Source organism: Streptomyces sp. NPDC055400 (genome assembly GCF_053644375.1).
Genome location: NZ_JBSHLM010000012.1, coordinates 75,529 through 87,826 on the forward strand (window position 1 = coordinate 75,529; position 12,298 = coordinate 87,826).

A 12,298-nucleotide genomic window follows, 5' to 3' on the forward strand; every position below is an offset into this window, starting at 1 on the left:
CCGCCGCGGCCGCACACCGGTCGTCACCCACACCGTCGACGCCACCCGCTACGAGGTCGGCCTGGCTCTGCTGCCCGGCGCCCGCGTCAGCCGCAGCGATCCGGAACGGCACCGCTACGAAGTCGTGGGAGGCGGAGACCAGTTGGACGTAGCCGCCCTCTTCGCGCCCAGGGTGCGAGGTGCCGTGCCGAGCGCCGGTGAGGTGGTGCGCGCGAGCGGGACCTGGTGGCCGCGGTTCTGGCGGACCGGCGGGGAACCGCTGGCCGCTCCTGGACCGCGGCACCGACATCTACGAACGGTTCCTGCCCACGGCGCGACGCCTCGCCGTGTCCCAGGGGTTCCGCGGCGCTCGCTGGCCGAAGATGACGACGACGTACGGCGCCGCGATCGGCCGCGAGTCGCCCGGCACCCCTACCTGTCTGCTGATCTGGCAGCAGCCCCACCCCCTCTTCCTCGCGGAACTCGACCATCAGGCCCATCCGGGACGCGGCACCCTGCTCAAGTGGCGCGAAGTCGTGCACGAGAGCGCGGAGTTCATCGCCTCGTTCGCCCACCGCGAGGAGGGCGGCCGCTACGTCATCGGCCCGCCGATCATGTGCTGCAACGAACGCAACCCGCCCGCCCAGACCCTGAACCCGGCCTTCGAACTGTCCTACTGGCGCTTCGGTCTGCGCATCGCCCAGGAGTGGCGCGAGCGCCTCGGCATGGCGCGTGAGCCGTACTGGGACGAGGTTCTCGACGGCCTGGCGCCGCTGCCCGTGGAGGACGGCGTGTATGTGCTGTACGAGGGCGTGCCCGGCATGTGGACCGAGCACAACACCAACCACCCCGATCCCGTCGCGCCCTTCGGGATGCTGCCCGGGGACGGCGTCGACGTGGAGACCATGCGGGCAACGAGCCGAAAGGTCCGCGAGACCTGGCCGGTCACCGACCTGTACAGCTGGGACTTCCCGCTCCTGGCGATGAACGCCGCCCGCCTCGGCGACCCGGACGCGGCCGTGGAGTACCTGCTGCACGAGCGGTTCGGGTTCACCGGCACCGGCCTGCCCGCCAGCGGGAAGAGCGGGGTGCCGTCCCCGTACTTCCCGGCCGCCGGAGGCCTGCTCTACGCCGTCGCGATGATGTGCGCCGGCTGGCGCGACTCTCCTGGTGGCCCCGCGGGCGAGCGGGGTCGTCCCGGCCCGCGGGGCCTGGCTCCGGGATTCCCGGACCAGGGCTGGACGGTCTGCTGGGAGGGCCTCACGCCCGCCTTGTGACCGCCGGAATCGGCGGCATAGTGCTGTCGCTCGTGCTTGCCCGCACCATGCCGTCGGTCGGCCACCTCGGCCCGAGGTGGCAGGCGGCTGCCGGAATGCGCGAGTCCGCCCCTCGCGATACCGTCGAAATGCGTGTGTTCCGCCCACACCGCTGCGGTGTTGCCCGGCAGGGCAGCCTTCGGCATCGGCAGAGGAACGGAATCCCATGAGACAGCACCGCCTCCGTGCGGCGGCTGCCGGGGCTGCACTAGCCTGTCTGGCGGCATTCGGCCCGACACCGAGCAGTGCCTCCACACCACTCGCTCACGCTGCCGGGCCCGGCCCGGTGGGACCGGCACGGTTCGTGCCCGGTCCCTGTCCGAAGACGCCTGAGCCGGTCGATGCCCTGAGCACGGCACGGTGTGGACACCTGGAGGTCCCCGAGAACCGCGGCCGGCCCGGCGGCAGGACCGTCAAGCTGGCAGTGGCGGTCATCAAGGCCGCCTCGGCCAAGCCCTCCGCGGACCCGGTGGTGTTCATGGCGGGCGGCCCTGGCGGCGACAGCATCGACGACATTCCCCTCCTGGTCGACTCCGGTCTGAACAAAGACCGCGACCTGATCGTCATGGCCCAGCGCGGAAACCTCTACGACCAGCCGAACCTCGCCTGCCCTGAGATCGACCGCTTCACCGCGAAGGCCGTCGGCCTTGGCTACGACTCGGCAGCGGCGCGGCGGCTCATGCTGGACGCGGTGAGGAAGTGCCGGGACCGCCTCAAGGGCGACGGGGTCGGCCTGAGCGCCTACAACACCACAGAGAACGCCGCTGACTTCGCCGACCTGCGTACGGCGCTGGGCATCTCCCGGTGGAACGTCTACGGGTACTCCTACGGCTCCGACCTGGCCCTCACCTACCTGCGCCTGCACCCCAAGGGGATCCGCGCGGTGGCGATCGACTCGGTCACACCTCCGCAGAGCGCGATCCTGCCGTGGGGCTGGAGCAGCGCCCGTGAGGGGATCGACAACATCCTGGAGGCGTGCGCGGCTGAGCCCCGTTGCAAGAGCCGCTACCCGGACCTCGCCACCACCCTGACGGAGCAGGTGCGCCGGCTGGAGGCGAAGCCGCTGACGCTGCAGGCCGAGCCGCCGAGCGGGGGAGACCCGGTGAAGGTCGTCCTCGACGGGGGCGCGGTGCTGAACCTGCTGGTCGCCAATGCCGTCAAGGCCAAGGACGTCCCGGCGGCGATCGACGAACTCGGTCACGGGCGCCCGGGCCGCTTCGCGCGCGCCCGTGCGGCCGACTCGGTCCAGGCCGTCGGCGTGACCGCGCACGGGCTGACGGAATCGGTGGCGTGCGGGGAATGGGCGCCGGGCTCTTCGGAATCCGACGTGCTGAAGGCGGGGCGCCGGGCCTTCCCCGGCCGGCCTGACACGGTCCTGGCCCAGGTGCCGCAGCTGCCGTTCCAGTACGACGTGTGCCGGCTCTGGCACGTTCCGGACCGCGCCGCCGTCCAGCGGGTGGCCACCACCAGCGCGGTGCCGACGCTCCTCGTCTCCGGGACGTTCGACGCGAAGACCGGGGCGAGTTGGGCGAAGGAGGCGGCCCGTACGCTGTCGCGCTCGACCTCCGTACTCATCCCCGGAATCACCCACTGGGTGGTACCCCAGTCGCCCTGCGCGCAGAGCGTGCTGGCCTCGTTCCTTGCGCGTCCGACCGCGCCCGACACCGGTTGCGTGGCCGGTCTCACGCCGCGACCGTTCACGATCACCCCGAAGTGACCGGGAGGACAGATGGCTTCCCTTCAGGCGCCCAGCCGTCGGCGCACCGTACGACGGATCCACGCCACAGCGGCCGGTGCGGCCGCGGGGCTCCTCGTCACCGGCCTGCCGGCCACGCCCGCCCAAGCGCGGGACGACACCGTGACTCCGATCGGAACGACCGCCGGCAAGGCGGGCGACGCCCGCTACGTGCCGGGCCCGTGCCCGAAGACGCCCGAGCCGATCCCCGAGCTCAAGGGGGCCCGCTGCGGAACGCTCACCGTGCCCGAGAACCGCGCCAAGCAGGACGGCCGAAGGATCAAGCTCGGCGTCGCGGTCGTGCCGGCACTGGCCGCCAAGCCCGAACCCGACCCGATCGTGTGGCTGGCCGGCGGACCCGGCGACGACGCGGTCGGAGAGGCGAAGATGGTGGTCGGGGGTGGCCTGAACCGCGACCGGGACGTGATCCTCATGTCCCAGCGGGGCACGTACTCGGCCGCCCCGAGGCTCACCTGCCCCGACATCGACAAGTTCAACGCCCGTGCGGTCGGCCTCGTCTACGACGCGCCGTCCACCGAGCGCCTGCACGTCGAGGCCACGAAGGCCTGCCACGACCGACTGGCGGCCCGCGGGACCGACCTCAGCGCCTACAACGACACCGAGAGCGCAGCCGACTACGCGGACCTGCGAGCCGCACTCGGCATCAAGCAGTGGAACCTGTTCGGCATCTCGTACGGCACTGACTTGGCGCTCATCTACCTGCGCCAGCACCCGGAAGGACTCCGGTCGGTCGGCATCGACGGCATCCTGCCGCCGTCCACAGCGGGATCGGCCGCGACCTGGAGCAGCGCCCGGCAGGGCTTCGACGGCCTGTTCAAGGCCTGCGCCGACCAGCCCGCGTGCAACCGCCGCTATCCGCACCTGCCGGCCACCTTCGACCGCCTGGTGCGTGAGCTGGAGGCCAGGCCGGTCACGACCACCGTCACGGTCCCCGGCCGCGCGAAGCCGGTGAAGGTCGTACTGGACGGCGGAGCTCTGGTGAACTGGATGACCTCCGCCACCCACGTGGCACCCCAGGTCCCCCTGGCCCTCGACGAGCTGGCCCACGGCAAGCCGCGGAGGATCGCCCAGCAGTGGGCGGGCGGCAAGCTCAGCCCCCAGGCCGTCGGAAGGGTTGCCCACGGACTCGCCTACGGCGTCTTCTGCAGCGAGTGGACGCCGTACGAGAGCCAGGAGGAGGCGCTCCGGGGCGGGCAGGAAGCGTTCCCGTCGTTCCCCCGCTCGGTACAGGCCCAGGCTCCACAGCTCACCTTCCTGCGCCCGGACTGCGACGTCTGGAACGTCCCGGCGGCGCCGCGCTCGATCCGGGACGTCACGCGCAGCGACATTCCCACGCTCGCCCTCTCGGGCGGGTTCGACTCCCAGACCGGTGCGGACAACGGGCCGTACGTCGCCCGCACGCTGAGCAAGGCCAAGGTCGTCACCGTCCCCTACGAACCCCACGTGGTGTTCGCCACGTCGAAGTGCGCGCAGGGGATCACCGTCTCGTTCTTCGACGCGCCTGCCGCCCCGAACACCGCATGCCTCAAGGACCTCAAGCCACCCCGGTTCGAGATCGGCCGCTGAAGGCCGAGGGCCCGCGCCTGACCCCGCTCACGGCAGCTCAAGCCATGCGCCGGGCCTCCGGCCGCAACGGCCGCCGAACGCCGCTTCCGTCGGGGAGACCGCCGCCGGTGGACTGAACACGCCGGGATCGGGCCCTCCATGAGGACGGCCTGTGGTTCCTTACGATGACCGCGTACAACTCACGATGACCGCGCACTCGTCATCTCGGGGCAGCCATCCGACGGCGAAAGGCCTGACGGCACAGTGGACGATCGTACGCTCGAGGCACTTGGTCTTTCCGAAGCCCCCCGTGAGCACCCCCTCGTCTACCCCGGCGCCTGGCCGACGGAATCCGGTCTCCTGCATCAGAACCGGTTCCTGCGCCTCAAGGCCATGGAGAACCGGCGGCTCGCCAAGTGGATGGTGGAGCAGCCTCCCGGCGGTTTTCGCGCGGGCAAGACGGGTGACGGCGCGGTCCCCCTCAACTACGCCCTGATGAGCGTCAACCAGCCCCTGGTCGGCGACCGCTTCCCCGTCATCTCGGTCGGCTCCAACGCCTGCCCCGCCCAACTGCGGCACAAGATGGAGGGACTGGGGATCTCCTCCACGATCCCCATGGTGAAGGCGCGGGTGACAGGGATCGGTATCGGGGTCTCGGCGCACGTCAGCCCGCTGGGCTACGTCTCCTCGTCGCCGTTCCACACGCCCGGGCTGAGCCGGGACCTGTTCATCACCTGGCTCGACGCCGCCCAGCTGGAGATCGTCGACGCCAGCGAGGGCGTCTCCCGTCCCGACGGCGAGTACGACCGGGTGCTCCTGCCGCCCGAGGACTTCCCGATGGCACTGGAATCGGGTGAACTGCTCGGCGGCGCCTACCTCTACGTGCATCGCTTCGGAGTCCTCCATGACGGCTCCGGGGACCCCCGTCCGCATCCCGGCGAGCACCAGCTCCTCAGCGAGCTCCTCTCCGAGTCCCGTCAGCTCAGACAGTGGTTCGGGGACACACCCGAGGAGTTCAGCTCACGTGCCCGCGGGAACGAGCAGCTCTGCGAGAAAGGCACCCGACTGTTCGCCGACGAGGGACGGCTGACGGACTCGGGACTGCGTCAGTACGTCACTGCCGAGCCGGCCACCACGGTCTACGACGACATCCACCCCGCCAACTCCGTCCCGACCGGGGCCTATCACACCGGGCGCACCCCGGACGCCTTCGACCAGCGCGGCGCCGGCGTCGTCCGCTTATCGAGCGCGGTCTCAGCCGCCCTGGGTGACCCCCAGTTCGCCATCGTCCAGAACGCCCAGATCCCCCGGCGCGCCACGAGCGGCTCGGCGCGCCGGCCACGGTGATCGTGGCCGAGGACATACCGGCCCAGGAGACGCGCCGGGTCGAGGTCGATCATTCGCTGCGCGTCGGCGTCGGCCTCGAACCAGGAGAGGCCGTCACGGTGCGTGCCGCGCACCTGCCCCGTACACGGAGCAGGTGGAAGGACACGCTCTTCGGCCACGCCCGCACGCTCGGCGGCGCGGACGGCGACCCCGTCGTCCGCGCGGTCGCCGCGCTGGGCATGCTGGCCGACCGCATCGCCGCTGTCGAGTCCGCGATCACTCGCGTCACCGCCCCCCGGGCGTAGTCGACCCGTTGTCCTTCGCAGTGCAGCGCCGCCGCTGTCGATGTGCCTCGGGCCGGTGGCGAAGGCCGTCCCGGCTCCGCGCCGTAGGGTTGCCGGTATGGATCCAGAGGGGCTTTGCCGGGCTGTCGACGAGGAGTTCGCCGTTACTGGCGTGGACACCCCTCCCTGGCCCGATCCGCATCCGGGTGGCGAAGTGCGGGACGAGGAGTACTCGCGGTGTCTGGAGCCGGCGAAGTACCTCGTTCTCGCTGCCCGGGCCAAGGCCTGGACACGGGCTTTGTCCCGGCTCGGGCTGGCCGAGGCGGAGACGGTGACGGACCCGGCGGCGATCTGGCGGCGGGCGCCGGGGGTGGCTGTGAGCGACGCTGTCCGTCTGCACCCGGTGCGCGCACACGCCGTACCTCTCGTCTTCGGGTTCTCGGCCATTGACGAGGTTGCCGGGACGCTTCTCGTGGTGGGGGCGGGGGAGCCCGCGGTGAGTCTCGGTCAACTTCCGGACTGCGGTTGCGATGCCTGTGACAGCGGTTCCGCCGACCTGCTCGAGGCGGTGGACGAATTGGTGGTCGCCGTGGTCACCGGCACGATCGTGCACGTCGACGCGGGGCAGGGGCGGGAGATCGTGTGTACGGGGGACAGTTGGTCGGCGAGCAACTGGGATGAATCCGGCCCGCCGGTCGAGGAGGCGCTTGCCGCGGCGCGGGCCGGGCGGTCACCGTTCCGCGTTGTGCGGGGGACGGCCTGGGAGTGAGCCGGAGTCACCCCTCGTCCTGTCCTTGCACGCGTGCGGCGTCCTGGGTGCGGAGCAGGGGCTTGACCACCTTGCCGCCCGCGTTACGGGGAAGCTCGGTGACCAGTACCAGGTCCTTGGGCCTCTTGAAAGAGGCGAGCTTTCCTTCGAGGAACCCCGTCAGCTCACGCAGCGACAGGTCGGCTCCCGGGGTGAGCGTGACGTAGGCGACCGGCACCTGACCCCAGCGCGCGTCGGCCCTGCCGATCACCGCGACCTCCCGTACGCAAGGGTGCGTGGCGACCGTGTTCTCCAGTTCGGCGCAGTAGATGTTCTCGCCGCCGCTGATGATCATGTCCTTCTTGCGGTCGACGACCCAGACGAAGCCTTCGTCGTCCTGCTTGACCAGGTCGCCGGAGTGGAACCATCCGCCGTCGAAGGCCTCCGCGGTCTCCTGCGGCTTCTTCCAGTACCCCTTCGTCAGCGTGGGCCCGCGGTAGACGATCTCGCCGACCTCGCCCACGGCGACGTCGTTCATGTCCGCGTCGACGACGCGGTACTGGATGCTCGGGATCGGCCGGCCGACCGAGCCGAGCTTGCGCAGGGAGTCCTCCCCACGGAGGACGCAGGTGATGGGCGAGGTCTCGGTCTGGCCGAACACCGCCACGTTGAGCGCGTCGGGGAACTTCTCGCCCATGGCGCGCAGGGTCGCGTCGCTCGCGGGGGCGGCCCCCCAGCTGATGATCCGCAGCTTCAGGTCACGCTTGTCGATGTCGGGCTGGGCGCAGAGCAGGTCCCACTGCTGCGGAACGTTGAACACGACGGTGGCGCCTTCGCGTTCATACGCGTCGAGCACCGCCCGCGGGTCGAAAGCGCCCAGAGGATGGATCACGACCGTGCTGCCGACCAGGAAGTTCGCCACCATCGAACCCAGACCCGCGATGTGGAAGAAGGGCGCCGTCAGGAAGCCGACATCGGAGTCGTCGAAGATCTCCATCGCGCGGATGCACGTGATCGCCTGTACCTGCATGTTGCGGTGGGACAGCATCACCCCCTTCGGCCGGCCGGTCGTGCCCGAGGTGTACATGATCAGCGCGGTCGACTCCTCACTGATGTCGGGCAGTTCCATCGGCTCGTACGCCGACAGGAAGTCCTCGTACGCGATGTACGCGATGCCGTCTTCGGCCTCGGCCTCGCTCGATTCGCCGATGACCACGACCGTGCCGATCGAGGCGGTGCTCGGTACGGACCGGAGCAGTGGCAGGAGCCGTGCGTCGACGACGATCGCCGAAGGCATGCAGTCGGTCAGGATGTAGTCGAGTTCCAGCGGCGCGAGCCTGAAGTTCAGCGGCACGGCCATGGCCCCCAGGCTGTTCGTCCCGAACACGCTTTCCACGAACCAGGGATGGTTCAGCGTGAGCAGGGCCACGCGGTCGCCCGCGGCGACGCCCCGGTCGGCAAGCGCGGCGGCCAGTTGCAGCGACCGCCGTGACAACTGTTCCCAGGTCGTGGTCACCCCGAGATGGCGCAGCGCGGGCTTGTCGGGTCGCGTCATCGCGTGGGTGGCGGTCTGGGGCATCCAGTGGTGGCGGAAGGACCAGGCGGGCGCCGTATCGGTCGACATGGGCGACTCCTCAGGGGCGTAAGGGGGCGTATCGATCGGTGGTCCTGCGGCATTGTGCCGTTCAATGTCGGGGTTCGAGAAGTGTCGTGACGCACTTTGTTAATGGAGAATCACGTGGGTGCCGTCCGGGACCCGCTGGTCGCCCGGTCCGCACGCGGGTGGCCCCGGGCCCTGCTCGACGTGTGATTGACTGGGCCGTATGGCCCTGTCTCCGCATTGGTGTGTGCGTTCATGACCGCCGAACCGACCGCGGCCACCCGCCCCCGCAACCGCAGGCAGCTCATCGTCGAGGCGGCCGGCCGGCTCTTCAGCGAGCGCGGCTACCACGCGGCGTCCATGGAGGAGATAGCCGCCGGTGTGGGCATCACCGCCACGGCCTTGTACCGGCACTTCCCGAACAAGTACGCACTGTTCGCCGAGTGCGCGCACGTCATGGTGGACCGACTCGTCGGCGCGCTCGACGAGATGCCGCCCGAGGCGCCCCCGGCAGACGTAGTCACCGCCCTCATCCGGGTCACCGTCGCGCATCGCGCGTCGGGCGGCGTGTACCGGTGGGAGGCCAGATACCTCGACCGTGACGATCGCAGGCTTGTCAGGGCGAAGTTCGGGCGCGTTGTCGGGCGGGTCATCGAGGCGGTGCGGCGCGAGGGTCCGCTGTCCGACGAGCAGCTGCGGGTGGTGGCGGCTCTCGGCGCGATCGGGTCCATCACGATGCATCGCACCTCCATTGCTCAACGTCGGCTCGAGGAACTGCTGTTGGCGTGCGCCCTGCGCGTGATCGCGACCGACCCCGTACCGGCCATGAGGAGCAAGCGCTCCGTCGAGCTGCCGACCCTGCCGGTGGCGCGCTCACGGCGTGCGGAGATCCTCGCCGCCGCCGTCCCGCTGTTCGCCCGGGACGGGTTCGCCAACGTCACGAACGGCCAGATCGCCGAGGCGGTGGGGCTGACCCCGTCCGCGCTCTACCGTCACTACCCGGGCAAGGTCGACATCCTGGCCGCGGCATGCCTGCAGGCGGCGGGGCTGCTGGCTCAGGCGGTGGACCGGAGTCTGCAGGAGGTGGCCGATCCGCGTGACGCCGTCGTGGCCCTTGCGGCGACGTACGTGGCCTACAGCTTCGAGCACACCGCACTCACGAGCGTTGCCGAAGCCGAGTGCGTAGGACTGCCGGCCGACCTGCAGCGCCCCTTGGTCCTTGCGCAGCGTGAGCATATCGCCGTCTGGGAGCAGCAGCTGCGACTGGCGCGTCCGGAGCTGGACCCGCGTCAGGCCCGGGTGCTGGTGCATGCCGGGTTCGGCGTGGTGGTCGAGGCCGGGCGCAGACTGCGATGGCAGGACAGCCCTGACCACCGGGCCGCCGTGACAGGCCTGGTCGCGGGCGCCCTGGGGCTCTGAGCAGAGCCTGGTTGTTTCCGAGCGGAACCAGGGTCTCTGAGCAGAGCCGGGGCCTCTGGGCGGAGAGCGAGCAGATGCCCGTCCTGCGGCAGGTGTGCCGCGCGGGACGGGCCTGCGCGTGGTCGGTCCGGGGTACTCAGGAGGTCGGCCTGTTCCCCGTCGGGATCACGATGGGGGTGGTCGTCCCCGAGGAGCCGTTGTTCAGGAACGCCATGGCCAAGGCGCGCACGAACTGGTCGAACATGTAGAAGGCGCCGGGCGCGACGGGTGACAGCCCCTCACGGAACAGTATGAAGGCCGGCCACGCGGTGCGGATCAGTGCCGCCGAGGCGTAGTCGCGCTTCAGCCCCAGCCAGTCGCCGATCTCGTTGCTGAGGACGTAGCGTACGAACTCGTTGAGGAATCCGCGCGTGACGCCCAGGTCCACCTGGGCGGTCAACCCGAGCAGGTCCTCGGCCAGTTCGATGCCCTCGGTCGTCGGGGAGAGGATCGGTGTGAGCACTTGCCCCGACTGCGCTTCCGCGTCGGCCCACGACTTGGGGATGTACTCGTCCCGCACGCCGAGCAGATGCAGGGCGACCTGCCAGCTGTGCAGGAAGGCATCCTGGTCCTCGGCCGGGAACGGGACCTTCCACTCGAGCAGCTTCCTGCGCACGAAGGTGCCGAGGCTGTGGAAGGTGACCAGGATGTCGGCGTTGCTGATCGGGATCCGCTCGTCCGTGACCGCGGTCCAATGGGGTGACTGCGGCAGCAGGTGGCGCACCGCGGCGTGCACCACACGTGTCTTGTTGGCGGTGACCACGAACTGGCCCGTCGGCTCGAAGCCCTTCAGCTGGGCCAGGTCGTAGCCGAACGTGAACGTCTTGGCCGCGCGGTCCTTCATGTGGGCGCCGCCCGCGGACCAGTAGACGCTCCTGGCCTCCCGCGGGATCACGGTGCTCATGATCCCGCTGCCGAGCCCGTAGAGCATGAAGAGGTAGGTGTCCTTGCGCCGGTTGAAGTCGGCGGCGCGGGCCAGCTTGCCGGAATCCGCCCAGGAGGGCAGCTTGTTGACCCTCTGCAGGTACGCGGTGAGGTCGGCCGGCAAGCCGCTGGGCAACGGGTCGTTGTTGTTCACCCACGACGCCATCGCGGTGTTGACCGCCGGAACCTGACCGTTGTCGAAGAGCGAGGCCACCAGCTGGTCCACCTCGTCGTCCCACACGTATTCCGGGTCGGTGCCCGCGCCGGTTCCGGCGACCGAGCCCGTCGGCGACCACGCCCACGCGTTGGTGGTGCTCGTCGCGCCCGCGAGGCCTAGCGCGGCACCGAGGGACAGGACTCTTCTGCGGCTGAGATTGTGCATTGACTTGCTCGCCTTCCTGGTAGGACGTGCGGCTCATCTCGCCTTGTTCTACTGAGAGTTGGCGTTGCCTGCACGATTCAACGCTTGTTCCAGGATGTGATTTCTGATTAACATAGCGAGGTGTGCTGACGTCGACAAGGGCATCGACGTGACCGAGGAGCCGTCCGCCGGCTCAGGCCCCCGGCCCGCCGGATCCGCACCGGCGAGCCCGACGCAGGGCCACGGCGTTCCGGCTCGAACCAGTCCCGTACGAACGAGGAGCCCGCATGACCACGGAGCAGGACCAGACCCCCGCGCCCGACGGCCCTGTAGCTGGCGACCGTACTCGCGGGTGGCCGGGCGCGTCCCGACATCGGCCCGCTCTTCTGCGAACCGACCGTCCTCGAAGGCGTCACGCACGAGATGGCCGTGTGCGACGAGGAGACGTTCAATCCGGTGCTCTCGCTCTGCGCGTACGGCGCGGACAGTGAAGCGGTGAGCCTGGCCAACCAGGGGACCTACGGGCTGTCGGCGTCGATCTGGTCGAAGGACTCCCGTGAGGCCGGCCGGATGGCCGTGCGGATCCGTGCCGGGACGGTCAACATCAACGACGGTGCCGCCGCGGCGGCCGGCAGCGTCGAGGCCGGGATGGGCGGCATGGGCGACAGCGGACTCGGCAGGCGCCACGGGGCCGAGGGAATCCGCAAGTACACCGAGAGCCGGACGATCGCCACGCAGCGGCTGTTGCCGCTCGGACCGGCGAAGGCCGGGCAGAGCGCCGTGGAGCGCTTCGTTCGCCGCACCGACGGACAGCTGGCCCTGCTGCGTCGGCTCGGTGTGCGATGAGCGGCGACACGTCGCCCGTGGGCGCCGACCTGGTGCTGTGGCCCGTGCTCGTACGACCCGCTGACCGTTCTCCTCACCTCTTCCTTCTTCCTTCTTCCGTCCTCGTTCCCCCCGCTCTCTTCTTGCCGCATGTACGGGATCAGTTCAGATCGGAG

General features: G+C 70.2%; 10 protein-coding genes. 8 read left to right on the forward strand and 2 right to left on the reverse strand.

Translation table 11 applies throughout. From position 1 onward, the window contains the following. Positions 1 to 362 precede the first annotated feature (362 nt). From ACWIGU_RS28975 to ACWIGU_RS29000, 6 genes are all read left to right on the forward strand, one after another. Positions 363 to 1,256 carry a hypothetical protein gene (locus ACWIGU_RS28975; RefSeq protein WP_454404642.1) on the forward strand — a complete coding sequence of 298 codons (894 nt, stop codon included), beginning with the start codon at positions 363 to 365 and terminating at the stop codon, positions 1,254 to 1,256. A gap of 463 nt (positions 1,257 to 1,719) precedes the next feature. Next, on the forward strand, positions 1,720 to 3,012 hold the full coding sequence (locus tag ACWIGU_RS28980) for an alpha/beta fold hydrolase (protein WP_454404643.1): 1,293 nt from the start codon (positions 1,720 to 1,722) through the stop codon (positions 3,010 to 3,012). A 12-nt stretch (positions 3,013 to 3,024) separates the two neighbouring features. Continuing rightward, positions 3,025 to 4,617, forward strand: coding sequence for an alpha/beta fold hydrolase (locus ACWIGU_RS28985; protein ID WP_454404644.1), 1,593 nt, complete (start codon positions 3,025 to 3,027; stop codon positions 4,615 to 4,617). Positions 4,618 to 4,860: 243 nt separating this feature from the next. Further along, positions 4,861 to 5,943 (forward strand): hypothetical protein, encoded by a 1,083-nt coding sequence (locus ACWIGU_RS28990; RefSeq protein WP_454404645.1) that lies wholly within the window; start codon positions 4,861 to 4,863, stop codon positions 5,941 to 5,943. A 2-nt stretch (positions 5,944 to 5,945) separates the two neighbouring features. Further along, positions 5,946 to 6,227: a hypothetical protein gene (locus ACWIGU_RS28995; RefSeq protein ID WP_454404871.1), complete on the forward strand. Its 282-nt coding sequence runs from the start codon at positions 5,946 to 5,948 to the stop codon at positions 6,225 to 6,227. 97 nt (positions 6,228 to 6,324) lie between these two features. Next, positions 6,325 to 6,975: a DUF6226 family protein gene (locus ACWIGU_RS29000; protein ID WP_454404646.1), complete on the forward strand. Its 651-nt coding sequence runs from the start codon at positions 6,325 to 6,327 to the stop codon at positions 6,973 to 6,975. A gap of 7 nt (positions 6,976 to 6,982) precedes the next feature. Here the strand turns inward: ACWIGU_RS29000 and ACWIGU_RS29005 are convergent, their stop codons facing one another. Beyond that, a complete protein-coding gene (locus ACWIGU_RS29005) occupies positions 6,983 to 8,578 on the reverse strand; it encodes a long-chain-fatty-acid--CoA ligase (protein WP_454404647.1) in 1,596 nt (531 codons plus the stop codon). 231 nt (positions 8,579 to 8,809) lie between these two features. Here ACWIGU_RS29005 and ACWIGU_RS29010 point away from each other — a divergent pair, with 231 nt between their 5' ends. Beyond that, the gene (locus ACWIGU_RS29010) at positions 8,810 to 9,973 is read left to right on the forward strand and encodes a TetR/AcrR family transcriptional regulator (protein ID WP_454404648.1); all 1,164 of its coding nucleotides are present in this window, start codon (positions 8,810 to 8,812) and stop codon (positions 9,971 to 9,973) included. 136 nt (positions 9,974 to 10,109) lie between these two features. Here ACWIGU_RS29010 and ACWIGU_RS29015 read toward each other — a convergent pair whose 3' ends face one another. Next, positions 10,110 to 11,318, reverse strand: coding sequence for an oxygenase MpaB family protein (locus ACWIGU_RS29015; RefSeq protein ID WP_454404649.1), 1,209 nt, complete (start codon positions 11,316 to 11,318; stop codon positions 10,110 to 10,112). Positions 11,319 to 11,630: 312 nt separating this feature from the next. On the opposite strand from ACWIGU_RS29015, the gene ACWIGU_RS29020 reads away from it, so the two are divergent. Continuing rightward, positions 11,631 to 12,143 carry an aldehyde dehydrogenase family protein gene (locus ACWIGU_RS29020; protein ID WP_454404860.1) on the forward strand — a complete coding sequence of 171 codons (513 nt, stop codon included), beginning with the start codon at positions 11,631 to 11,633 and terminating at the stop codon, positions 12,141 to 12,143. Positions 12,144 to 12,298: the final 155 nt, after the last annotated feature.